The organism is Pseudomonas sp. B2M1-30, assembly GCF_025447575.1.
GTDB lineage: Bacteria > Pseudomonadota > Gammaproteobacteria > Pseudomonadales > Pseudomonadaceae > Aquipseudomonas > Aquipseudomonas botevensis.
The window spans coordinates 15,813-37,785 of record NZ_JAOEJT010000008.1 but is presented as its reverse complement, the minus strand read 5'-3'; the positions used below and the strand labels follow the sequence as shown (position 1 = coordinate 37,785).

At 61.2% G+C, this 21,973-nt stretch carries 22 protein-coding genes and 1 pseudogene; 10 read left to right on the top strand and 13 right to left on the bottom strand.

Features of this window, described 5'->3' with window-relative positions; translation table 11 throughout:
- Positions 1–234: 234 nt before the first annotated feature.
- Positions 235–1,128, bottom strand: coding sequence for a LysR family transcriptional regulator (locus tag N8H74_RS16740; protein WP_262148914.1), 894 nt, complete (start codon positions 1,126–1,128; stop codon positions 235–237).
- An 84-nt stretch (positions 1,129–1,212) separates the two neighbouring features.
- On the opposite strand from N8H74_RS16740, the pseudogene N8H74_RS16735 reads away from it, so the two are divergent.
- A pseudogene (locus tag N8H74_RS16735) lies at positions 1,213–1,997 on the top strand (NAD(P)H-dependent oxidoreductase).
- A 99-nt stretch (positions 1,998–2,096) separates the two neighbouring features.
- On the opposite strand, the gene N8H74_RS16730 reads toward N8H74_RS16735, so the two are convergent.
- Positions 2,097–2,612: a transporter suffix domain-containing protein gene (locus tag N8H74_RS16730; protein ID WP_217833556.1), complete on the bottom strand. Its 516-nt coding sequence runs from the start codon at positions 2,610–2,612 to the stop codon at positions 2,097–2,099.
- A gap of 132 nt (positions 2,613–2,744) precedes the next feature.
- Between N8H74_RS16730 and N8H74_RS16725 the strand changes: the two genes are divergently transcribed.
- From N8H74_RS16725 to N8H74_RS16715, 3 genes are read left to right on the top strand one after another with little or no spacing between them, the layout of a single operon-like run.
- Positions 2,745–4,298: a TolC family protein gene (locus N8H74_RS16725; RefSeq protein WP_262148911.1), complete on the top strand. Its 1,554-nt coding sequence runs from the start codon at positions 2,745–2,747 to the stop codon at positions 4,296–4,298.
- The gene (locus tag N8H74_RS16720) at positions 4,291–5,427 is read left to right on the top strand and encodes an HlyD family secretion protein (protein WP_262148909.1); all 1,137 of its coding nucleotides are present in this window, start codon (positions 4,291–4,293) and stop codon (positions 5,425–5,427) included. The genes N8H74_RS16725 and N8H74_RS16720 overlap by 8 nt, the downstream gene beginning before the upstream one ends.
- The gene (locus N8H74_RS16715) at positions 5,417–6,442 is read left to right on the top strand and encodes a DUF2955 domain-containing protein (protein ID WP_262148908.1); all 1,026 of its coding nucleotides are present in this window, start codon (positions 5,417–5,419) and stop codon (positions 6,440–6,442) included. The genes N8H74_RS16720 and N8H74_RS16715 overlap by 11 nt, the downstream gene beginning before the upstream one ends.
- Here N8H74_RS16715 and N8H74_RS16710 read toward each other — a convergent pair.
- The 5 genes from N8H74_RS16710 to N8H74_RS16690 form a co-directional block, all read right to left on the bottom strand.
- Positions 6,427–6,876: a YMGG-like glycine zipper-containing protein gene (locus N8H74_RS16710; RefSeq protein WP_262148906.1), complete on the bottom strand. Its 450-nt coding sequence runs from the start codon at positions 6,874–6,876 to the stop codon at positions 6,427–6,429. The two genes, N8H74_RS16715 and N8H74_RS16710, sit on opposite strands and share 16 nt — an antisense overlap.
- A 120-nt stretch (positions 6,877–6,996) precedes the next feature.
- Entirely contained in the window at positions 6,997–8,016 is a 1,020-nt protein-coding gene (locus N8H74_RS16705) for an AbrB family transcriptional regulator (RefSeq protein WP_262148904.1), read from the bottom strand.
- Between the two features lie 50 nt (positions 8,017–8,066).
- Positions 8,067–8,714, bottom strand: coding sequence for a hypothetical protein (locus tag N8H74_RS16700; RefSeq protein ID WP_262148902.1), 648 nt, complete (start codon positions 8,712–8,714; stop codon positions 8,067–8,069).
- 37 nt (positions 8,715–8,751) lie between these two features.
- Entirely contained in the window at positions 8,752–9,174 is a 423-nt protein-coding gene (locus tag N8H74_RS16695; RefSeq protein WP_262148900.1) for an HD domain-containing protein, read from the bottom strand.
- Between the two features lie 16 nt (positions 9,175–9,190).
- Positions 9,191–9,580, bottom strand: a complete 390-nt coding sequence (locus N8H74_RS16690) for a hypothetical protein (RefSeq protein ID WP_262148898.1) — start codon at positions 9,578–9,580, stop codon at positions 9,191–9,193.
- Between the two features lie 166 nt (positions 9,581–9,746).
- Between N8H74_RS16690 and N8H74_RS16685 the strand changes: the two genes are divergently transcribed.
- A complete protein-coding gene (locus N8H74_RS16685) occupies positions 9,747–10,178 on the top strand; it encodes a hypothetical protein (protein ID WP_262148896.1) in 432 nt (143 codons plus the stop codon).
- A gap of 113 nt (positions 10,179–10,291) precedes the next feature.
- On the opposite strand, the gene N8H74_RS16680 is transcribed toward N8H74_RS16685, so the two are convergent.
- The gene (locus tag N8H74_RS16680) at positions 10,292–10,717 is read right to left on the bottom strand and encodes a hypothetical protein (RefSeq protein WP_262148894.1); all 426 of its coding nucleotides are present in this window, start codon (positions 10,715–10,717) and stop codon (positions 10,292–10,294) included.
- Between the two features lie 594 nt (positions 10,718–11,311).
- Here N8H74_RS16680 and N8H74_RS16675 point away from each other — a divergent pair.
- Positions 11,312–11,599: a fructose-bisphosphate aldolase gene (locus tag N8H74_RS16675; protein ID WP_262148892.1), complete on the top strand. Its 288-nt coding sequence runs from the start codon at positions 11,312–11,314 to the stop codon at positions 11,597–11,599.
- A 92-nt stretch (positions 11,600–11,691) separates the two neighbouring features.
- Here N8H74_RS16675 and N8H74_RS16670 read toward each other — a convergent pair whose 3' ends face one another.
- The 5 genes from N8H74_RS16670 to N8H74_RS16650 form a co-directional block, all read right to left on the bottom strand.
- Positions 11,692–12,249, bottom strand: coding sequence for a hypothetical protein (locus tag N8H74_RS16670; RefSeq protein ID WP_262148890.1), 558 nt, complete (start codon positions 12,247–12,249; stop codon positions 11,692–11,694).
- A 57-nt stretch (positions 12,250–12,306) separates the two neighbouring features.
- A complete protein-coding gene (locus N8H74_RS16665) occupies positions 12,307–12,855 on the bottom strand; it encodes a cupin domain-containing protein (protein WP_217833543.1) in 549 nt (182 codons plus the stop codon).
- Positions 12,856–13,095: 240 nt separating this feature from the next.
- Positions 13,096–14,379, bottom strand: a complete 1,284-nt coding sequence (locus tag N8H74_RS16660; protein WP_262148888.1) for an FAD-binding oxidoreductase — start codon at positions 14,377–14,379, stop codon at positions 13,096–13,098.
- 50 nt (positions 14,380–14,429) lie between these two features.
- A complete protein-coding gene (locus tag N8H74_RS16655) occupies positions 14,430–15,920 on the bottom strand; it encodes an aldehyde dehydrogenase (RefSeq protein WP_262148886.1) in 1,491 nt (496 codons plus the stop codon).
- Positions 15,921–16,204: 284 nt separating this feature from the next.
- Entirely contained in the window at positions 16,205–17,581 is a 1,377-nt protein-coding gene (locus N8H74_RS16650; protein WP_217833540.1) for a glutamine synthetase family protein, read from the bottom strand.
- Positions 17,582–17,863: 282 nt separating this feature from the next.
- Here N8H74_RS16650 and N8H74_RS16645 point away from each other — a divergent pair, with 282 nt between their 5' ends.
- From N8H74_RS16645 to N8H74_RS16630, 4 genes are all read left to right on the top strand, one after another.
- A complete protein-coding gene (locus N8H74_RS16645; protein ID WP_217833539.1) occupies positions 17,864–18,625 on the top strand; it encodes a gamma-glutamyl-gamma-aminobutyrate hydrolase family protein in 762 nt (253 codons plus the stop codon).
- A 368-nt stretch (positions 18,626–18,993) separates the two neighbouring features.
- On the top strand, positions 18,994–20,136 hold the full coding sequence (potA, locus tag N8H74_RS16640; protein WP_217833538.1) for a polyamine ABC transporter ATP-binding protein: 1,143 nt from the start codon (positions 18,994–18,996) through the stop codon (positions 20,134–20,136).
- Between the two features lie 29 nt (positions 20,137–20,165).
- Positions 20,166–21,047 (top strand): ABC transporter permease subunit, encoded by an 882-nt coding sequence (locus N8H74_RS16635; protein ID WP_217833697.1) that lies wholly within the window; start codon positions 20,166–20,168, stop codon positions 21,045–21,047.
- Complete coding sequence (locus N8H74_RS16630; RefSeq protein ID WP_217833537.1) at positions 21,044–21,922, top strand: ABC transporter permease subunit; 879 nt, start codon at positions 21,044–21,046, stop codon at positions 21,920–21,922. Before N8H74_RS16635 ends, N8H74_RS16630 begins: the two co-directional genes overlap by 4 nt.
- The last annotated feature ends 51 nt before the right edge of the window (positions 21,923–21,973 follow it).

Genomic DNA, 21,973 nt, shown 5'->3' with positions numbered 1-21,973 from the left:
TATGCTTGTAGTTGCAGGTTTTGCGAGCCTAGCGAAAGCCTCGGCCAAACACAAACCGGCAGCCATCAATTGTTTCGATCTTTGGAATCACCAAGGCGAATTTTTCCTTTGCTTTCAGCCTGTTCAAAATGGCCCCACTCCAAATGGCTCAGGATGCCCGCCGTGAACCTCAATTTCGCCTTCGCCTGCATGATCGTCGTGTCCTTCGCAATTGCCCTCGGCCACGCCTGACACTCAGACCGACGCCGCCAGATGCTCGCGCAGCCACTTGTGCGCCGGGTCGCGGTGGGAACGCTCGCCCCAGAACATCGCCATCTCGTAACCCGGCACTTGCAGCGGTGCGTCGACCACTTGCAGCGCCGGGTGGCCACGCACCAGGCGTGACGGCAGCATCGCCACCAGGTCGGTGCTCGCCAGCACCGACATCACCAACAGAAAGTGCGGCACCGACAGCACCACCTTGCGCGACAGCCCCACATCGGCCAAGGCATTGTCGGTCGTGCCCCAGAAGCCCCCGCCCTCCCGCGACACCATGACGTGTTCCAGTGCGCAGAACTGTTCGCGTGTCGGCGGCGCGTTCAAACCCGGATGGCCGATACGGCCGGCCAGCACGTAGCGCTCGGTGAACAGCGGCCGTTGATGCAACTCCGGCGGCGCGCCTTCGGTGATGTGCAGCGCCAGGTCGAACAGCCCCTGCTCCGCCTGCTTGACCATTTGCCCCGGCAGCAGGTCGACCACCGCCAGCCGTGTACCCGGCGCCTGCGTACGCAAACCGCTCAGGGCTGGCAGGACGATAGTCGATTCGCCGTAGTCCGTTGCCGAGATTTTCCAGGTGTGGATCGCCAGCGCCGGGTCGAACGGGCTGGCCGGCGCCACCGCCCGCTCCAATGCTTCCAGTGCTTCGCGCAGCGGCTCGCGCAGTTCATCGGCGCGGACGGTCGGACGCATGCCACGGGGGCCGGGCAGCAACAACGGATCGCCAAAGATGTCGCGCAACTTCGCCAGATGCACGCTCACCGAGGGCTGTGACAGGTTCAGCCGCTGTGCGGCACGGGTGACGTTGTGCTCGGCCAGCAACACGTCGAGGGTCAGCAGCAGGTTGATATCCAGCCGTCTCAAATTATTCATGGCTATACCAGACATATCAGACATTCATTTCCAATATACCTGCACAACCCCGATCCTGCTGCCACTCAGCAACGGAGCTTCACAATGAATGTGCTACTGGTCTACGCCCACCCCGAACCCACTTCCCTCAACGGCTCGCTCAGGGACTTCGCCGTCCAGCGCCTTGAGGCCGCCGGCCATACCGTGCAGGTGTCCGACCTCTACGCAATGAACTGGAAAGCCATCCTCGACGCCGACGACAGCCCCGAACGCGACACCAGCCGGCCGTTCCACACCTCCCTCGACTCGAAAATCGCCTTCGCCCAGGGCACGCAGGCCGCCGACATCGCCCGCGAGCAGGAAAAACTGCGGTGGGCCGGTGGGCCGACACCCTGATCCTGCAATTCCCGCTGTGGTGGTTTTCGATGCCGGCGATCCTCAAGGGCTGGGTCGAACGGGTGTACGCCTACGGTTTTGCCTACGGCGTCGGCGAGCATTCCGATGCCCGTTGGGGGGATCGTTACGGCGAGGGCACGCTGCAAGGCAAACGGGCGATGTTGATGGTCACGGCCGGCGGCTGGGAATCGCACTACAGCCCGCGCGGAATCAACGGGCCGATCGACGATCTGCTGTTTCCGATCCACCACGGCACGCTTTACTACCCCGGCTTCGACGTCCTGCCGCCGTTCGTGGTGTACCGCACCAGCCGCATGGATGAGGCGCGGTTTGCGCAAACCTGCGAGGCCCTCGGCGCACGCCTGGATGAGTTGTGGAGCACCCGGCCGATTGCCTTCCGCCAGCAGAATGCCGGGGATTACCGGTTTCCCGACTTGACCTTGAAGGACGAAATCGCACCGGACCGCGAGGGTTTTGCCGCGCATCTGCGCTGAGGTGGCTCCCACAAAGGCCCCCCGTTCCAATGAGGGAGCGGGCTTGCCCGCGAAAGCGGTGTGTCAGGCAGCGCTGTACCCACTGCCACACCGCTCAATTCAAGCAGTCACCACCTTCGCCGTGCGCACGAACAGCGCATGCACCTTGTCCCAGAAATTACCGCCCAGCACGAAGAAACTGCCGATGAACATCAGGTCGCCCAGCGCCTGCATCTGCCAGAGATTGGGCCGTACGCCGGGGAAGAAGTTGTCGAAATACGGTTCCAGGAACGACGAAAGCAGCGGCAGGCAAAACATCACCACGCCGATCTTGTGGCGTATCGGGCTGACTTCGGCCACCGGCGTCGGGATCACCCCGGAGATGTAGCGGCCGATGGTGCGCTTGAGTTCGGCGAACCCGGCCTTGCCCATCACCGCGATCACCAGCAGCAGCAACACCTTGTTGCTGATGAACAGCACCCCGGTCAGCGCCGCGACTTTCGAGCCGGGCACATCCAGCGCCGCCGCCAGAGGCACCAGAAGCCATGAACCGAGCATCACGCAGATGATTGCCACGCCGACCTTGAAGCGCCAGTTGGCGCCGGTCGGTTCAACCGAATCTTGAGCAGTATCCATGGGTTCCATACCTTTTCGTCAGGGGCGCAGATCAGTGAACTTCGCCTGAAAAAGCGTAGCAGGTGATTTGCCCTTTCAACCCGCAATCTGGCGTCTATGCTCCAGTGAAATTTCCAATGTGGAACGGACCGAATGCCTGCAACGACGGCCCTGCTCAGACGTCCCGGTCATCTGCTGTTGCTCGGTGCGCTGAGCCTTGGCGGTTGCGTGCGCCTGGGGCCGGACTTCCAGCCGCCGGGCGAACCCTGGAGCAAGCAATGGCAGAGCGCTGCGCTGGAACAGGCCAGCGAGCGCGGCGCGCATCCGGACCTGCGCCAGTGGTGGCAGGTGTTTGCCGACCCGGTGCTGGATCGCCTGATCGCCGAAGCCGACGCGCATAACGCCAGCCTGAAAATCGCCGGCCTGCGTGTTCTCGAAGCCCGCGCGCAACTGGGCATCGCCGAGAGCGGGCGCTTCCCGCAACTGCAACAGGTCGGCGTCGACAGCCTGTATATCGACCGGCGCCAGTCCGGCGGCAACAACCCGCAGGACGCGCATTTCTGGCAACACAACGCGGCATTCGACGTCGGTTGGGAGCTGGATTTCTGGGGCCGTTTCAGCCGCGCTATCGAATCCTCCGACGCCAGCTACTTCGCCGCCCAGGCCAACTATGAAGATGCGCTGGTGCTGCTGCGCGCGTCGGTCGCGGACACCTACTTTCTGCTGCGCACCACCGAGGCGCGGCTGCGGGTCGCCCGGGAAAACGCCGATCAGCAGAAACGCAACTTTGAAATCACCGAGCAACTGTTCACCAGCGGCCAGACCGCCGAACTCGACCTGCAACAGGCGAAAACCCAGTACCTGACCACATTGGCAAGCATCCCGGCATTCGAAGACCAATTGCTGCGCACCCGCAATGCGCTGGCAGTGCTGGTCGGTCAGCCGCCCGGCGGCGCGGCGCTGCTGGCCGAGCAACCGGGGCTGATCCCGCTGATTGACCGCGCGGTGCTCCAGGACGTACCGGCCAACCTGTTGCTGCGCCGGCCGGACGTGCGGGCGGCGGAGCTGAATGTCGCCGCACAATCGGCGCTGGTCGGCGTCGCCGAAACCGATCTGTACCCGTCGCTGACCCTGCTTGGCAGCATCGTCTGGTCCAGCGATACCCTCGGCGCCACGCCACGCAGCCTCGACCTGATCGGCGGCCCGAGCCTGCGCTGGAACATCTTCGATTACGGACGGATCCGCAACAACGTGAGGGTGCAGGATGCGCGTTTGCAGCAATTGATCGAAGCCTACCGCGACAAGGTGCGCCAGGCCGCGCGCGAGGCCGACGATGCCGCCAGCGGTTTGAGCAAAGGCCTCGAACAGGAACGCGTGCTGGGTGAAGCGCAAGCGGCGGCGCGGCGTTCTCTGGCGCTGGCCAACACTCAATATCGCGAAGGTTATTCGGACTTTCAGCGGGTGCTCGATGCGCAACGGGCGCTGTTGCAGATTCAGGACAGTTATCTGGTCACCCGCGCCAACGCCGTGAGCAATCTGATCGCCCTCTACAAAGCCCTCGGCGGCGGCTGGCAAAGCAGCGCGCCGCAGATCGACGAGCCGACCCGACAACAGATGCAACAACGCACCGACTGGGGCCATTTGCTCACCACGCCAGCGCCGCAACCGGCGTACCCCATTCCCTCCCAGGTAAGCCACCATGACTGACGCCGCGCCTCCCGCTCCCGCCCCAGCGCCGGCCCCCGCGCCTGCTGCAGATCCGGCCAAAAAAGGCATTCGCCTGGTGCTGCTGGTGATCCTGCTGAGTCTGGCCTGGTATCTGCTGGCCGACCGTTTCACGCCGTACACGCAACAGGCGCGGGTCGGCGCGTTCGTGATTCCGGTAGCGTCGGAAGTCGCCGGTCGGGTGATCAAGGTCAACGTGCGCAACAACCAGGATGTGAAGGCTGGCGACATCCTCTTCGAGCTCGATCCGCAACCGCTGCAAATTGCCGTCGACCGGGCCAGGGCCGATCTGGAAACGACCCGCCGTTCGGTCGGCGCCAACACCGCCGGCATCGCCTCCGCCGAGGCCTCGTTGCGGGCCGCGCAGGCCAATGAACTGAAGGCACGCCAGGACAATCAGCGGCTCGAAGGGCTGTACAAACAGGATCCGGGTACGGTGTCGGTGCGCTTGCTGGAGGTGTCCCGGGCCAATCGCGAGGCCGCCGTCAGTCAGGTCGCCGCCGCCCGCGCCGAAGTCGTGCGTGCCCAGGAAACCGAAGGCGGTGGCGATGCCGACACCAACGCCAAATTGCGCAGCGCCGCCGCGACACTGGCGAAAGCCGAACTCGATCTGGCCAACACCCGCATCGGCGCGCGCTCGGCGGGGCTGATCACCGACCTGCGCACCGACGCCGGCCAGTTTGCCGCCGTCGGCAGCCCGGTGATGACCCTGATAGCGATCCACGACGTGTGGGTCAGCGCTGACCTGACCGAGAACAATCTGGGGCGGATTCAGGTCGGCACACCGGTGTCGATCATCCTCGACTCGCTGCCCGGTGAAGTGCTGGATGGCCGGGTACGCAGCATCGGTTATGGCGTCAGCGTCGGTCAGTCGACTCAACCCGGCACCCTGCCGACCATCCAGAACAGCCGCGACTGGCTGCGTCCGGCCCAGCGTTTTCCGGTGATTATCGAATTCAGTGACGAGGCGAAAAAACGCCTGTTCGACAGTCGTGCCATCCGTGCGGGTGGCCAGGCGGAAGTCATGGCGTTTCCCAGCGAGGGCAATTGGCTCAATCCGTTGGGGCGGGTGTTTGTCTGGCTGATGAGCTGGCTGTCGTATGCCTACTGAGCGCAGCGTCCCGGCGCAACGCGCCTTGCGCCTGGCGTTTGGCACCGCGTTGTGTACCGCTGCGAGCTACGGGCTCGGGTTGCCGCTGGCGTTTCTGTCGCCGGTACTGGCGGTGTTGCTGCTCGCCAGCGTGCCCCGGCCGTTGCCGTTGAAAGCCGCCGTGGCGCTCACGCTGGCTGCCGCGTTCACCACCAGTTTCGGCCTGTTGCTGGTGCCGCTGCTGCGTTATTACCCGGTGTGCGGCGTGCTGTTGATCGGCATCGGTCTGTTTGTGGTTTTCCGTTATGGATTGCGCGGCGGCAACGTGCTGATCATGACCTTCATGGTGATCGGCATGACCCTGATCTCCGCCGCCGGTTTCGCCTCGTTCGACCTGGCCATGGCGGTGATCGGCGCGCTGCTCAAAGGCCTGTTGCTGGCGGTCATCATGGTCGCCGTCAGCCACGCTTTTTTCCCGGAACCGGCCAACAGCCCCGCCCCGCCACCGCCGCTCGCCATGCCCGCCGAAGACGTGCCGCGCGTGGCGTTGCGCGCGACGCTGATCGTTTTGCCCACCTTCGTATTGGTGCTGATCGATCCGGCCAGTTATCTGCCGATCATCCTCAAGGCCGTCAGTCTCGGCCAGCAAAGCACCACCACCCGCACCTACCACGCGGGCCGCGAATTGCTCGGTTCAACCCTGCTCGGCGGGTTGCTGGCGGTGCTGTTCTGGTGCGCGCTGAGCCTGTTCGTGCATCTGTGGATGTTCGCCCTGTGGACGCTGCTGTTCAGCCTGGCGCTGGCGCGCAAACTCTATCGCCTGCACGCCACGCAGCTCACCCCCGGTTTCTGGCTCAACACCTTGGTGACGATGATTATCCTGCTCGGCCAATCGGTCGAGGACAGCGCGGCGGGCAAGGACGTCTACACCGCGTTCGCCGTGCGCATGGGCTTGTTCATCCTCGTGACGCTCTACAGCGGGCTGATGATGCACCTGCTGGAAAACCATCGCCCCACCGCTCAGGGCGTGACCTGATAACCACGACCTTGCAGGCAACCGGTGTAGGCGCTGGAACTGGCTGAAGCGTCCGTCCTGCGCTGCTCGCGCCGATCCTGACGCTGCCGCGAGCCACCGACCACCGCTCCGGCGGCGGCGGTTTGTTTGGCCTGGTTTTGCCGGTAATCCTGCTTGCGGTCATCGTCGACGGCTTCGTAAAACTCGTCGTGTTGACGGCCTCGAACCTGGGCGGCCGTTGCTCCCGCCGCCGCGCCGACTGCCGCGCCTTTCAGCCGACCGCCGGCCTGGGGTGCCGAGCTGGTGGAACTGGACGCGACCGAGTGGCAGTCGTTGATGTCGATCTGGGTTTGTTGCGGGGATTGGCCCTTGAGCGGGACGACAGACTCGGCGCGGGCCTCGCTGGCGCAGAGCGCGGCGGCGATGAAAAGCGAGATGGACGAGATGCGGTTCATGATTACCTCCGGCGGGCGTGGGGGTTGCCTGTGGTGCGGGGTAATCTGGGAGTGTAGTTCAGGTTTCAGAGCGAAAGCCCCTCAAGGCTGGAGTGAGGGGGATCGAGGTCACTGAAACGCTCAAACCCCTTCCCGCCCCCGCCGAACCTGCACCACCAACGCCGGCGCAAAATGCAGCAGCACCATCCGGCTCAAATGATGAGTCAGAATAAACACCACATTCAGCCCGCCACCAAACGCCACAATGGCAATCGTCTCGATCGCCCCCGGCATGTACGCCAGCCACAGTGTCAGCGAATCGCTGCCCAACCACCGCCCCGCCACGCCGGCGAACGCCGCCGCAACCACCAGCATCAACCCCACCGACATCAACGCCGTCCGCCCATGGCGCGCCAGTTCGCCAAGGCCAATCCCCTGAAAGCGCGAGCCAATCCGTGCGCCGAGAATCAACGCCGCCAGATTCAGACTCCAGTCCGGCATATGAAAGCCGTGCAACCACCCCGCCTTTACAAACACCGCCGTGATGATGATCGCCGTCAGCATGAACGGCGCCGGCACGCCCACCACCAGCAACAATCGCCCCAGCAGCACACTCAGGAAAATCACCGACAACGCCGTCAGCGCCATGCCGGTACTCAACGGGGCGCTATCGACCACGGCATCCGACACCTGACCGGGTATGCACAGACTCACCAGCACGGTGATCAACAGCAGCCGCATCAGATGCACGATGATCACCTTGCTCGACGCCTGATGCGACTCGAGCAAATCAAACACCGCCGCCAACGCCCCCGGATACACCGCCAGCAACGCATCCGTACGATTCCAGCCGGCGCCGCGCGTCAGCCACCAACCGGCCAGGGCGATCTGCGCCATCAGGCACAGCAACAACACGCCGAGGCTGGGCAACATCGTCGCCGCCGTCGCGCTGTCCCATGCCTCGAACATCAACCCGGTGGCGATGCCCAGGGTGACCTGGATATAACCCAGACCATAGGGCGTCGTCGGCGCGAAACCGGTTTGGCTGACGATCAGCGAAGTGGCGAGGATCGAGCCGAGCAGCAGCCCATGGGGCACGCCGCTGGCTTGCAGCGCAGCGCCCAATGCGGTGGCGATCAATAGACACAGAATGGATTTCATCAATACTCCATCGACGTGAAAGTAAGGTTGATGTCGTCTGAACCGAGGATTCAGGATGGATTTTTAGTGGGGGTGATCGTCGATTTCTTCGACTCTCGCGAGACCAGAATCCTTGGTGTGTGCTGCTCTTGAGACTTGACCAATTTCTCGCTCCTGGAAATTTTCAGGCAATCGATCAACGAACTGACGCCAAAGAAACCCGCGACCGGAAGCGTGATGCCCATCCAGAGAGCGAACTTGGGTTCAAGGCTCAGTGGCTGGATCAAAAGCAGGGGTGCCATTGCGATTAACCACCACACGACATACATCGTGCCGTACCAGGCTTTACGCCAGATTCTGGAAAAACTGCTTTTGTACTTCGGCCGAAAATCAATTCTGTGCCGCCGCGCATCCAGCTCGACGTACTGTCGTGAAAGCACGTAAGCCTTCAGGCTTTTGGCGGGGTCAACGAGGGAAATCAGATACGCAACATCTGCCGGGTTGATCGCCGAAGTCCCCGCAATAGCGAAGTAACCACGCTCGACGACCAAAGGGTGCTGGTTTGGGTTTTGCTCCATGTCCTTGAGTACGTCTCTGGCGACCCGATATTCCTCGGTCAGACGACTTTTGCCCATGAACAACAACTCACGGATGACTTTCGTCGCTGCTGCGACGATGCCCATGACCGTCAGTAATTGAACAATTGTTGCGAACTCCATCCGTGGTTCCTCTTCATTCCCTTGATTGCCATACCGGCTACGAACGCAACCGCCCGATCGCCCGCCGGTACTTCTCGATCCGCTCCAGATCCTCCCAGCCCGGCGAGGCGATCCGCGACAGGTCGCTGTTCTCTTCCAGATCCGCCAGTTTCACCACCCGCCCGATCGGGTTCTGCGCCGAGCGCTCGACGAAATCCTCATAGGACTCGCCCGGCACTTTGGTCACTGATTCGATGGCAGATAAAACCTCCTCGCTGAACCCTTCCCGGCGCAGGTCATCAAGGCTGATGCCGCAGTCCTCGACCACATCGTGCAACACCGCGACGATGCGTTCCTCCAGCGTGGTCATGCGCAGCATCACCTTCAGCGGATGCAGAATGTACGGCGCACCGCCCTTGTCGACCTGCCCGGTGTGAGCCGTGGCGGCGATGGCAATGGCGCGTTCAAGGGTCTGAGTCATGAGTGAAACCTCCGGGTTAGACGCCATACCGGCCGCCGACATGGATATTGCGTTTGAGCCAGCCGCCAATCGCCTGCAGACGCCCGACCGGTTGTTTTTGCTCGGCGTGGCGCTGGAGAATCAACGCCACCAGCGTCGCCTGATCCGCCCCCGGATGCGCGTCGATCAACTCCGCGACCCAGACGCAATCGGCTTTCTTCAGATGCTCACGCCAGTCGCCGGGCCAGCCGTCCAGTTCATCCAGCGCGAGAAACCGCGCGCCGCCATGCTCCATATGCCCGCCGCCCATCGACTGCTCGAAACAGAACGGCGTGTCGGGCTTCGACGGATCGATATGGAACAGATAAATGTCGTGGAAAGGATGCTGCGAGGTGGGCACGTTGTTGCGGCTGCCGATTTCGATCATGGCAATGTTCCAATCCTTGGGGGCGCTAGATGTGTCTGATTGTTTCGCAGACCAGCCGACCGGTGCAAACGAAAAACCTGATGGAACCTCCCCTCACCCTGCCGCCTCGAAAACAATAAGCGCGCAAATCTTCGATCAGAGCGCGGCCCTGGGAGAGGAAACCCCGATGAACATTCGATTTCTGCTTCTGATCGCCACCTTCAGCGTCATCCCCACCTGCGTCATGGCCGAAGGCTGCGACGTCCTGACCCGCTCCTCCAGCCCCGCCGTGCCGGCCGTGGAGACCCATAGCTGCTACGAATACGAAGGCATGCCGGTCAACTCGATCGGCTGGTCGTGCAGCAACGAGAGCAAGGACATGCTCAACAGCACCAAGAAAAAGGTCGAGCATTGCGCCGATCACTATCAGGCGTCGTGCATCGCCACCCTCACCCAGGAATCCCTGGCCAATCCGCATTCGACCAGCAAGGACAAGAACGCCAAGTCGCTGAACATTCCCGACAACACGCAAGTGACCACGTATTACTACGATGCAGAGCATTTGGCGCAGGCGAAGGTGGATTGTGAGAATGGCGGTGGGCGTTGGAAGGCGAAGTAGCGGGTTTGTCGCGGGTATGAAAAAGGGACACTGGTTGGTGTCCCTATTTTTGCGCGAACTGTCGGGCCGCTGCGCCCTCCGGAGGACTGGAAGCCACCCTACAGAATCAGCTATTAACGCTTGATGGCTTCACATCGGGTGCGCAAGTCATGATCACTGATATTTCCACAACTGCCGTTACCCGCGGTTGCATTGCAAAAGGCACGGTCGTCACTGTTATCAATGTTGCCACAGGAACCTGCGCCCGTTTCCGCGTTGCAACGCGTGCGTAGATCATGATTATCGATATTCCCGCAACTGCCATTGCCCTGCTTCGCATTGCAGTAAGTGCGCTGGTCATGATCCGCAATGTTGCCGCAGGACCCGTTACCCAATTCCGCGTTACAGCGTGTACGCAAATCATGATCGTCGATGTTCCCGCAACTGCCATTACCTGCCATCGCGTTGCAGTAAGTACGCTGGTCGTGGTCATCAATGTTGCCGCAACTGGCAAAGGCATAACCGCTGAACATCAACAACACCGCAAGAATCAGCTTCATCTCACACTTCCCTGGATTGCCAGGAAACAGCCTGGCACTGCTTGAGCCGATGAATGAGCGTCGCGACACGCTATCAAATTGACATCGCTTTTAAGGAAAGTTCCGAGACAGAATTGCGCGCTGAATTTGAAGATCTGAAAACCTCGTAGGAAAACGTTCTTTGTGGCGCCAGAGCTTGCTCTCTCTGGGCTGCGAAGCAGACTCAAAGCCGGTTAGTCCGTTTCTTCAGGCAGGTCGGAGGGCCTGTATTGATTGGGGTTGGTTTGTAGGAAGAGGTTGAACCAGAGCGGCTGAACAGCCGATTGGGCGTCCTACACCTCGGTTGCGGGTGATGGGATCGGTGCCTAGAGTGAGTTCGTCGCCGACTGCCGTCCGCGATGGGTTTCGCAGCCCAAAGAGAGAATTGACCAACACTGTCAAACAACAATTCTGGCAAAATTCGCCGGCATTACGTTTTATGGCGGTTGTGCGCGGGAGACCTTTGGGTCTGCCGGGGTTTGGTCTCTTCTCTCGGTCTGCGAACCCGCTCACAACCGCCACCCATTTTGTTTCGCAGCAGAACGGTGGCTCTTTTTTAGCCAGAGACCTTTTCTAATGACGATCAAAAAACCGCTCTATCGCTACACGCACATGTCCCACCCCGCCACCGACCACCCCGTCCTCCTGGTCGATGCCGACTCGCCCCTGCGCGACCTCCACGCCTGCGCAGCCGAACGTCTCGAAGCAGTCCTCAAATACCTCGATCTCATGGCCTGCACCAGCCTCCCCGACTACGCCGAACACGACATCAACACCGTCACCAACATCGCCAGGATCATGGTGCAGGACGTGAGGGATGTGTTTCGGGTGATTGAGCAGCGGGGGTTTGATGTTTCTGCCTAGCACTTGCGAGGATTCATAGCGGGAAAAAATGTGTTTCGACCGCCGGAATTTGAAAATGACCGACTATGTAGCGAAAGTCGGTCACCGCTCCATCATCTTCTAGCGCTGACTTCTTTCAGCGATACCGTAATAGTGGCAAGCCTTTTATCAATATCAACAACACTAAAATTAAACTCTCGCGACCCCACCTCAAAACTTCGACTCCATCCCTTAGTGACTTCGGCAGAGTACAAAGGAGATTCGGGAGTCTGGATTTCAATCAGGAAATTCGCATAACCATCACCACCGGACCCTGATTTGACATACACGCTAAACGGTAGCGTGCTTTCGTTCAGTGCTTGGCCCACGTCCAGAACTCTAACCTTGTTTATAGGCTTCGCCACCACGACTTCAGGCGATTTTACAGCCTGCAACTGTTTTTCTTTTTCCAGTACAGCAAGGCGAGATTCAAGCGAAACTATTTTTCCTTGAAGCGCACTATCAACATTTGGCGCATTTTTCACAGCACCGAAATCCTGGCCCCATATACGAAAAACGATGCCCTTTGATTCGGAGTACAACAACATTCCGGCTACTGTCGCAATACTTACAAATATCAAAGCAAACACAACAGGCAAGCTTAATTGCTTCCAAAATGCGCCATTTTCCATCACGTCTTCCTTTACAAGAAAATCAAGCTTGCTACTGACTGAGTATGTCGTCGGCCCTCAAAAATTCGCCGGCGTATTCGCACTGATAATCTCCGCCTCATCCGCTCCGATATTGCGGAATTTATGCGGCAGCGTCGTCGGGAAGTAATACCCATCTCCGGCACTCAAAATGCTCACCGAGCCATCCACGGTCAATTCCACGGTGCCACGGGTCACCAGGCCGCACTCCTCGCCTTCCGCATGCACGATCGGCTCTTCGCCAGAGCTGGCGCCCGGTGCGTATTGTTCGCGCAGCAGGCGCATCTGCCGGCTCGGCACCGAGGCGCCGATCAGGAGCAGGCGCAGGCCGTGGCGGCCGAGGTCGGGTTGTTCGTTGGCGCGGAAGACGTATTGGTGTTCGCGCGGCGGCTGGTCGAAGGTGAAGAAGTCGGCCAGGGACATCGGTATGCCTTCGAGCAGCTTTTTCAGAGAGCTGACGGAAGGGCTGACGCGATTCTGTTCGATCAGGGAAATGGTGGCATTGGTCACGCCGCTACGCCGGGCCAGCTCGCGCTGGGAGAGTTTGTAGCTTTCGCGTACTAATTTGAGTCGAGAACCCGTATCCATGACAGCCTTATGTGAGTGTACTTAAGGGTAATGGGGGTGGAAGGCGGGATGGACGCAGGCCGCGTGTCATGCCGTTTTCCCTGTCCCTGAACCGTGAAAGGCGGCTATTAAATCACGTTTGGTGGTGTTGCTCAGCAGGTTCGATGGACGGTTGGGTAAAAGTCTTTCGGACGGGGCGTTTGCGCAAATTGCGCGGGGAAAAACCGGCGGGGCCTTGGGGACCGCCGCCGGGGAGGTAACTCAGATGCCGAAGCGGTCGCGCAGCGAGTAGTACACGGCGCCGAGGGCGGTGAGTGGCGCCGAGAAGGTGCGGCCGCCGATCATTGGCATGTGCGGCAGGGAGGCGAACGCATCGAAGCGTTCGGCGTCGCCACGGATCATTTCCGAGATCAGTTTGCCGGCCAGGTGCGAGCAGGTGACGCCGTGGCCGCTGTAGCCTTGCATGTAGTAGGCATTTTTCTCGATGCGGCCGAATTGCGGCATGCGTGACATGGTCAGCAGGAAGTTGCCGGTCCAGCGGTAGTCGATTTTCACGTCCTTGAGTTGCGGGAAGGTCTTGAGGATCTTCGGGCGGATCAGTTGTTCGATGTCGTCCGGCTCGCGGGCGCCGTAGACCACGCCGCCGCCGTACAGCAGACGGTTGTCGGCGGTGAGGCGGTAGTAATCCAGCAGGTAGTTGCAGTCTTCGACGCAGTAGTTGTTGGTGATCAGGCTGCGCGCCTGCTTCTCGGTCAGCGGTTCGGTGACGACGATCTGCGAGCCGCACGGCATGCTCTTGGCGGTCACGCGGTTGTCCAGGCCTTGCGGCAGATAGGCGTTGCCGGCGATCAGCAGGTACTTGGCGCGCACCAGGCCCTTGGCGGTGCGCACGACGTTCGGCTCGCCGTAGGTGATTTCCACGGCGGCGGATTGCTCGTAGATCTTGCCGCCGAGGCTGACGATGGCAGCGGCTTCGCCGAGGGCCAGGTTCAGTGGATGGACGTGGCCGCCCTGCATGTCGAGCAGGCCGCCGACGTAGGCGTCGGAGCCGATTTCGCGCTGGATGTCCGCAGCATCAAGCATCTTCAGATTACGGTTGCCGTAGCGTTCCCAGTTGCGCTTCTGCTCGGCCAGGCCGTTGAGTTGTTTCTTGTTCATCGCCGCGAAGATGCCACCCGGGCGGTAGTCGCAGTTGATGTCGTATTGCTTGATGCGCGAGCGAATGATGTCGGCGCCTTCGAAGATCATGCTGCCGAGGATTTCGGCGGTCTTGTCGCCGTAGCGCTCTTCGATCACGTCGACATCGCGGCTGTAGGAGTTGACCAGTTGCCCGCCGTTGCGGCCGCTGGCGCCGTAGCCGACTTTCGCCGCTTCCAGCACCGTCACTTTGTAGCCGGCCTCGGTCAGGAACAGCGCCGAGGACAGACCGGTGTAGCCGGCGCCGATGATGCACACATCGCAATCCACCGCTTCTTCGAGAATCGGGAAGTCGATGACTTCGTTGCGGGTGGCGGCGTAGTAGCTGTTTACGTGTTGCTGTTTCATAGAATTCTCCGAGGGCCGCCATAAACCGGCGGCCGCCGTTCAATAAAGAGTCAGAGCTTGATCCAGGTCGCTTTCAGCTCGGTGTACTTGTCGAAGGCGTGCAGCGATTTGTCGCGACCGTTGCCCGACTGCTTGAAACCACCGAACGGCGCGGTCATGTCGCCGCCGTCGTACTGGTTGACCCACACGCTGCCGGCGCGCAAGCCACGGGCGAAGGTGTGGGCCTTGCTCAGGTTGCTGGTCCAGACCCCGGCGGCGAGGCCGAAGATGCTGTCGTTGGCGATCTGCAGCGCTTCTTCGGCAGTGTCGAAGGTGATCAGCGACAGCACCGGGCCGAAGATTTCTTCCTGGGCGATGGTCATGGCATTGGTCACGCCGTCGAAGATCGCCGGTTGCACGTACAGGCCTCCGGTTTCTTCGAGGGTGCGTTTGCCACCGGCGATCAGTTCGGCGCCCTGCTCGCGGCCGATGCTGATGTAACGCAGGACGTTGTCGAGTTGACGCTGATCGACCACGGCACCGACGGTGGTCGCAGGGTCCAGGGCGTGGCCCGGTTTCCACGCTTGCAGCGCTTCCACCAGCAGCGGAATGAACTGGTCGCGGATCGAACGCTCCACCAGCAGGCGCGAGCCGGCGGTGCAGACTTCGCCCTGGTTGAAGGCAATGGCGCCGGCCGCCGCTTGTGCTGCCGCGCGCAGATCCGGCGCGTCGGCGAACACCACGTTCGGGCTCTTGCCCCCTGCTTCGAGCCAGACGCGTTTCATATTGCTTTGGCCGGCATAAATCATCAGTTGCTTGGCAATCGCCGTGGAGCCGGTGAAGGCCAGCACGTCGACGTCCATGTGCAGCGCCAGCGCCTTGCCGACGGTGTGACCGAAACCCGGCAGGACGTTGAACACGCCTTTTGGAATACCGGCATCCAGCGCGAGTTGCGCGATGCGGATGGCGGTCAGCGGCGACTTCTCCGAAGGTTTGAGAATGAACGAGTTGCCCGCGGCCAGGGCCGGGGCGAATTTCCAGCTGGCCATGATCAGCGGGAAGTTCCACGGCACGATGGCCGCGACCACGCCGGAGGGCTCGCGGGTCACCAGGCCGAGTTGATCGTGGGGCGTGGCGGCGACTTCGTCGTAAATCTTGTCGATGGCTTCGGCGCTCCAGCGGATCGCGTTGGCGGTCGCCGGGATGTCGATGCTCATGGAGTCGCTGATCGGCTTGCCCATGTCGAGGGTTTCCAGCAGCGCCAGTTCTTCCTGGTGTTGCAGGATCAGATCGGCGAAGCGAATCAGGATGCGCTTGCGCTCGGCCGGGGCCTTGTTGGCCCAGACACCGGAATTGAAGGTCTGACGGGCGACTTCGACGGCGAGGTTGGCGTCGGCCTCATCGGTGCTGGCGACGGAGGCCAGGAAGCGGCCGTCGACGGGGCTCAGACACTCGAAGGTTTCGCCGCTGATGGCCGGGCGGTATTCGCCGTTGATGAACGCGCGGCTTTCGATGGTCAGGGACTGGAAGCGTTGTTCCCAGTCGTTGCGGGTGGTTGTCATTGTTTTAGCTCGACGAGGGGGAATTGGGGGTGCGTGTTTGGCTTGAGATGGCTGCCCTCACCCTGGCCCTCCCGAAACGTCGGACCGCCCGGAGGGAGAGGGGACCGACCGAGTTGTCTCTGGAGCTGCAACGACCTGAATGACCGAGTCGATTATGGATTCGGCAGAGCAGGTTCAGGTCGCAGGATTTCCTGAGCATCCCCCGGTCAGTCCCCTCTCCCTCCGGGCGGTCCGACGTTTCGGGAGGGTTAGGGTAAGGGGCTCTTGGCTTTTGAGGGCCTCAATCACACCGTATGCAGATACCAGTTGTACTCAAGGTCAGAGATCGAGTTCTCGAACTCGGCCAGCTCGCTTTCCTTGCACGCAACGAACACGTCGATGTACATCGGGTCGATGTAGCGGGCCATGACTTCGCTGTCGTCCAGCTCACGCAGGGCGTCGCGCAGGTTGTTCGGCAGGCTCTGTTCGTTCTGCTCGTAGCTGTTGCCTTCGACCGGGGCGCCCGGCTCGATTTCGTTGGTCAGGCCGTGGTGGATACCGGCCAGCACCGAGGCCATCAGCAGGTACGGGTTGGCATCGGCGCCGGCAACGCGGTGTTCGATGCGCACGGCGTCCGGTGAACCGGTCGGTACGCGCACGGCCACGGTGCGGTTGTCGATGCCCCAGCTCGGCGAGTTCGGCACGTAGAACTGCGCGCCGAAACGGCGGTACGAGTTGACGTTCGGGCAGAGGAAAGCCATTTGCGCAGGCAGGGTCTCCAGCACACCGCCGATCGCGTGGCGCAGCGCGGCGTTCTGCTCGGGATCCTCGCTGGCGAAGATGTTGTTGCCTTCTTTATCCAGAATCGAAATGTGTACATGCAGACCGTTGCCCGCCTGGCCCGGATACGGCTTGGCCATGAAGGTGGTGTCCATCTCGTGGTCGTAGGCGATGTTCTTCACCAGACGCTTGAGCAGCACCGCGTAATCGCAGGCCTTCACCGGGTCGGAGACGTGGTGCAGGTTGACTTCGAACTGCGCCGGGGCGCTTTCCTTGACGATGGCGTCGGCAGGGATGCCCTGCTCTTTCGCGCCTTCGAGGATGTCTTGCAGGCAGTCGACGTATTCGTCGAGGTCGTCGATCAGGTAGACCTGGGTCGACACCGGGCGCTTGCCCGACACTGGCGAGCGTGGCGACTGCGGACGGCCGTTCACGTTGTCCTGGTCGATCAGGTAGAACTCCAGCTCGAACGCGGCGCAGATGGTCAGGCCCAGTTCGTCGAACTTGCGCACCACATTGGCCAGCACTTCACGCGGGTCGGCGAAGAACGCCTCGCCTTCCAGTTCATGCATGGTCATCAGCAGTTGGGCGGTCGGACGCTTCTGCCACGGCTCGATGCTCAGGGTGCCGGGGATCGGGTAGCAGATGCGGTCGGCGTCGCCGATGTCCAGGCCCAGGCCGGTGCTTTCCACCGTGGAGCCGTTGATGTCGAGGGCAAAGAGCGAGGCCGGCAGGTTGATGCCTTTCTCGTAAACCTTATGAAGACTGGTGCGCTCGATGCGCTTGCCGCGCACCACACCGTTCATGTCTGCAATCAGAAGGTCGACGTACAAAACCTCAGGATGTTTCTTAAGGAATGCGTTTGCTTCGTTGAGTTGAACGGCACGCAGAGGGACCGACATGATGCACCTATTTAGCTGTTAATTATTATGTTCACTGCTGTTTCGCCGAGCCAGTCAACCCGAACGGCAAAGTGAAGTCAATAGCGAACACCTGGCCGTTCAGCGTTTATTTTTTGGGCTTTTTTTAACACTTGCGTGCCAAAGCAGGCGCCAGATAGCCGCGCTTGATGAAGATTGGATGAACGGCGTTTAGAATTTTTTACATGGCAGTTGTTAATTAAAATAAACGCGGCTAAGCTCCGGAAAAGCTCGTTCAAGTGTCAAACTTCGAGGTGAATAAAAATGGCATTCAAGCCATTGATCGGCGTTACTGCGTGCGTCAAACAGATTGGCCTGCACCCCTATCACATCAGCGGCGACAAGTACGTGCGCGCTGTCAGCGTTGCGGCGCTGGGGTTGCCGGTGGTCATTCCTTCCCTTGGCAAACTGACTGAAATCGACGACCTGCTCGGTCAGCTCGACGGTCTGCTGCTGACCGGCTCGCCTTCCAACGTGGAACCTTTCCACTATCAAGGCCCGGCCAGCGCTCCCGGCACGGATCACGATCCGGCGCGGGATGCCACCACCCTTCCCCTATTGCGTGCAGCCATCGCGGCGGGCGTTCCGGTACTCGGCATCTGCCGGGGCTTCCAGGAAATGAACGTGGCGTTCGGCGGCAGCCTGCACCAGAAGGTGCATGAGCTGCCGGGCATGCTCGACCATCGCGAAGCCGACAGCCCGGACGTCGCCGTGCAATACGCACCGGCCCACGCCGTCCGCGTATTGGCCGGCGGCGTGTTCGAAGCGCTGGAGTTGCCGGGCGAGTTCCAGGTCAACTCGATCCACAGCCAGGGCATCGACCGCCTCGCCCCCGGCCTGCGTGCCGAAGCCGTGGCGCCGGATGGCCTTATCGAGGCGATCTCGGTCGAGCACAGCCCGACCTTCGCCCTCGGCGTGCAATGGCACCCGGAATGGCAAGTGCTGGACAACCCGAACTACCTGCGGATCTTCCAGGCGTTCGGCGAGGCTTGCCGGCAACGGGCGGCGCGACGCGACAAGCGCTGACAACGGCGAAAACCAGACAACGATTGACTGCCCCCACGGGTCGGCGGGTGCGCGTTTGCGCATCCGTCATCCGTGAAAACAACAAACCGCAATAACAACAAGTACGACCAGGCAGCCAGGACGGCGGCGCCGATCAGGCCCAGTGGTACGGGAAAGGTCAGTCAGGTAGCGCGATTCATGTGGGAGCGGGCTTGCCCGCGAAAGCGGTGTGTCAGGCGACAGCAGTGCCGGATGCTCCGGCCGCTTCGCGGACAAGCCCGCTCCCACAGGTTCCTCGACACACCTGACTGAAGCGCCCGACTCAGGCTTGCAATCCACTTAAGCCCGGCCACGTTGGCCCGGCGACTGAAACCTGTTGGGAGTTTCACATGGCAAACGCCTCCAGCACTTACAGGAAGGCTCTTGAAGGTCATCAGCAACCGAAAAAGGTTCTGGTGAAAGTCGATCGCGTCACCAAGAAATTCGACGAAACCACGGCGGTGGACGATGTGTCCCTGGAGATCCATCAAGGCGAAATCTTCGCCCTGCTCGGTGGCTCCGGTTCGGGCAAATCGACCCTGCTGCGCATGCTCGCCGGTTTCGAGCGCCCGACTGACGGGCGGATTCTGCTCGACGGCGTGGACATCACCGACATGCCGCCATACGAGCGGCCGATCAACATGATGTTCCAGTCCTACGCGCTGTTCCCGCACATGACCGTGGCCCAGAACATCGCCTTCGGCCTCAAGCAGGACCGTTTGCCGGCCAGCGAAATCGACGCCCGCGTCGAAGAGATGCTGCGTCTGGTCCACATGACCCAATACGCCAAGCGCAAGCCGCATCAACTGTCCGGTGGTCAGCGCCAGCGTGTCGCCCTCGCCCGCTCCCTGGCCAAGCGCCCGAAGCTGCTGCTGCTCGACGAGCCGATGGGCGCACTGGACAAAAAGCTGCGTTCGCAAATGCAGCTGGAGCTGGTTGAGATCATCGAGCGCGTCGGCGTGACCTGCGTGATGGTGACCCACGACCAGGAAGAAGCCATGACCATGGCCGAGCGCATCGCAATCATGCACCTGGGCTGGATCGCCCAGATCGGTAGCCCGGTGGACATTTATGAAGCGCCGGTCAGCCGCATGGTCTGCGAATTCATCGGTAACGTGAACGCCTTCGACGGCACGGTGGTGGAAGACCTGGAAGGTCACGCGATCATCCATAGCCCGGACTTGCAGCAGAAGATCTACGTCGGCCACGGCGTCAGCACCTCGGTGCAGGACAAGTCGATTACCTACGCAATCCGCCCGGAAAAAATGCTGGTCAGCACGCTCAAGCCAGAGGCCCGCTACAACTGGTCCGAAGGCAAGGTGCATGACATCGCCTACCTCGGCGGCCACTCGGTGTTCTACGTCGAGTTGCCCGGCGGCAAGGTCGTCCAGTCGTTCATGGCCAACGCCGAACGCCGTGGCGCGCGGCCAACCTGGGACGACAAGGTCTACGTCTGGTGGGAAGACGACAGCGGCGTGGTACTGCGCTCATGAGAACCTTCAATCAGCAATGCCTGCGCCTGGTGCCCAGCGGACGCAAGCTGGTCATCGGCATCCCGTTCATCTGGCTGTTCCTGTTCTTCATGCTGCCGTTCTTTTTGGTGATGAAGATCAGCTTCTCGGAAGCCGCGCTGTCGATCCCGCCCTACACCGAGATCTACACCTACGCCGAACAGAAATTCCAGCTGCTGCTGAACATCGGCAACTACAGCATGCTCGGCGAAGACGAGCTGTATCTGTCGGCCTACCTCGGCTCGCTGAAGGTCGCCGCACTGAGCACGCTGATGTGCCTGGTGATCGGTTTCCCGATGGCCTACGCGATCACCAAGGCCAGCAAGGAAGCGCAAAACGTCCTGCTGCTGTTGATCATGATGCCGACCTGGACCGCGATCCTGATCCGCGTCTATGCGTGGATGGGCATCCTCAGCAACAACGGTCTGCTCAATGCGTTTCTGATGTGGACCGGGCTGACGGATCACCCTGTCGAAATCCTCAACACCAACACGGCGGTGTATATCGGCGTGGTGTATGCGTACCTGCCGTTCATGGTGCTGCCGCTGTACGCCAACCTGGTGAAACACGACGGCAGTCTGCTGGAAGCCGCACAGGACCTGGGTTCGAGTAACTTCAACAACTTCTGGAAAATCACCGTGCCGCTGGCGAAGAACGGGATCATCGCCGGCTGCATGCTGGTGTTCATTCCGGTGGTCGGCGAGTTCGTGATTCCGGAGCTGCTGGGCGGTCCGGAGACGCTGATGATCGGTCGCGTGCTGTGGCAAGAGTTCTTCAATAACCGCGACTGGCCGGTGGCGTCCGCCCTGGCGGTGGTGATGCTGCTGATCCTGATTGTGCCGATCCTGCTGTTCAACCGCAGCCAGGCCAAAGAGATGGAGGGACGGGGATGAAACGCTTCGGATTTTCTAAGTTCATGCTGATCTTCGGCCTGACGTTCATTTATCTGCCGATGCTGATCCTGGTGATCTACTCGTTCAACGCCTCGAAACTGGTGACGGTGTGGGGCGGCTGGTCGGTGAAGTGGTACGCCGGGCTGCTCGACAACACGCAACTGATGGGCTCGGTGGTGCGTTCGCTGGAAATCGCCTGCTACACCGCTGTCGCGGCGGTGGCGCTGGGGACACTGGCGGCATTCGTCCTGACCCGCGTGACGCGCTTCAAGGGCCGCACGCTGTTTGGTGGTCTGGTCACCGCGCCGCTGGTGATGCCGGAAGTGATCACCGGTCTGTCGTTGTTGCTGCTGTTCGTGGCGATGGCGCAACTGATCGGCTGGCCGCAAGAGCGTGGCATCGTCACCATCTGGATCGCCCACACCACGTTTTGTGCCGCCTATGTCGCGGTGGTAGTCTCCGCCCGCCTGCGTGAGCTGGATCTGTCGATCGAAGAAGCGGCGATGGACCTGGGCGCCAAGCCGTTCAAGGTGTTTTTCCTGATCACCATTCCAATGATCGCGCCGTCGCTGGCGGCGGGCGGCATGATGTCGTTCGCCCTGTCGCTGGACGATCTGGTGCTGGCGAGCTTCGTCTCAGGGCCAGGCTCGACGACCCTGCCGATGGAAGTGTTCTCGGCGGTGCGCCTGGGCGTGAAACCTGAGATCAACGCCGTGGCGAGCCTGATTCTGCTGGCGGTGTCGCTGGTGACCTTCCTGGTCTGGTACTTCGGCCGCAAGGCAGAAGCCAACCGCAAGCGGGCGATCCAGGAAGCCATGGACCAGACCGCCAACGAGTCGTGGCAACAGCCGCAACGGGCGGCCACTGCAGCCTGATACGTGATGTTTTCGTGGCGAGGGAGCCCGCTCCCCCGCTACGGATTTCTG

Coding starts and splice junctions, on each gene's coding strand:
- N8H74_RS16740 (WP_262148914.1), bottom strand. CDS start 1,128: ATGAATAATTTGAGACGGCTGGATATCAACCTGCTGCTGACCCTCGAC.
- N8H74_RS16730 (WP_217833556.1), bottom strand. CDS start 2,612: ATGGATACTGCTCAAGATTCGGTTGAACCGACCGGCGCCAACTGGCGC.
- N8H74_RS16725 (WP_262148911.1), top strand. CDS start 2,745: ATGCCTGCAACGACGGCCCTGCTCAGACGTCCCGGTCATCTGCTGTTG.
- N8H74_RS16720 (WP_262148909.1), top strand. CDS start 4,291: ATGACTGACGCCGCGCCTCCCGCTCCCGCCCCAGCGCCGGCCCCCGCG.
- N8H74_RS16715 (WP_262148908.1), top strand. CDS start 5,417: ATGCCTACTGAGCGCAGCGTCCCGGCGCAACGCGCCTTGCGCCTGGCG.
- N8H74_RS16710 (WP_262148906.1), bottom strand. CDS start 6,876: ATGAACCGCATCTCGTCCATCTCGCTTTTCATCGCCGCCGCGCTCTGC.
- N8H74_RS16705 (WP_262148904.1), bottom strand. CDS start 8,016: ATGAAATCCATTCTGTGTCTATTGATCGCCACCGCATTGGGCGCTGCG.
- N8H74_RS16700 (WP_262148902.1), bottom strand. CDS start 8,714: ATGGAGTTCGCAACAATTGTTCAATTACTGACGGTCATGGGCATCGTC.
- N8H74_RS16695 (WP_262148900.1), bottom strand. CDS start 9,174: ATGACTCAGACCCTTGAACGCGCCATTGCCATCGCCGCCACGGCTCAC.
- N8H74_RS16690 (WP_262148898.1), bottom strand. CDS start 9,580: ATGATCGAAATCGGCAGCCGCAACAACGTGCCCACCTCGCAGCATCCT.
- N8H74_RS16685 (WP_262148896.1), top strand. CDS start 9,747: ATGAACATTCGATTTCTGCTTCTGATCGCCACCTTCAGCGTCATCCCC.
- N8H74_RS16680 (WP_262148894.1), bottom strand. CDS start 10,717: ATGAAGCTGATTCTTGCGGTGTTGTTGATGTTCAGCGGTTATGCCTTT.
- N8H74_RS16675 (WP_262148892.1), top strand. CDS start 11,312: ATGACGATCAAAAAACCGCTCTATCGCTACACGCACATGTCCCACCCC.
- N8H74_RS16670 (WP_262148890.1), bottom strand. CDS start 12,249: ATGGAAAATGGCGCATTTTGGAAGCAATTAAGCTTGCCTGTTGTGTTT.
- N8H74_RS16665 (WP_217833543.1), bottom strand. CDS start 12,855: ATGGATACGGGTTCTCGACTCAAATTAGTACGCGAAAGCTACAAACTC.
- N8H74_RS16660 (WP_262148888.1), bottom strand. CDS start 14,379: ATGAAACAGCAACACGTAAACAGCTACTACGCCGCCACCCGCAACGAA.
- N8H74_RS16655 (WP_262148886.1), bottom strand. CDS start 15,920: ATGACAACCACCCGCAACGACTGGGAACAACGCTTCCAGTCCCTGACC.
- N8H74_RS16650 (WP_217833540.1), bottom strand. CDS start 17,581: ATGTCGGTCCCTCTGCGTGCCGTTCAACTCAACGAAGCAAACGCATTC.
- N8H74_RS16645 (WP_217833539.1), top strand. CDS start 17,864: ATGGCATTCAAGCCATTGATCGGCGTTACTGCGTGCGTCAAACAGATT.
- potA (WP_217833538.1), top strand. CDS start 18,994: ATGGCAAACGCCTCCAGCACTTACAGGAAGGCTCTTGAAGGTCATCAG.
- N8H74_RS16630 (WP_217833537.1), top strand. CDS start 21,044: ATGAAACGCTTCGGATTTTCTAAGTTCATGCTGATCTTCGGCCTGACG.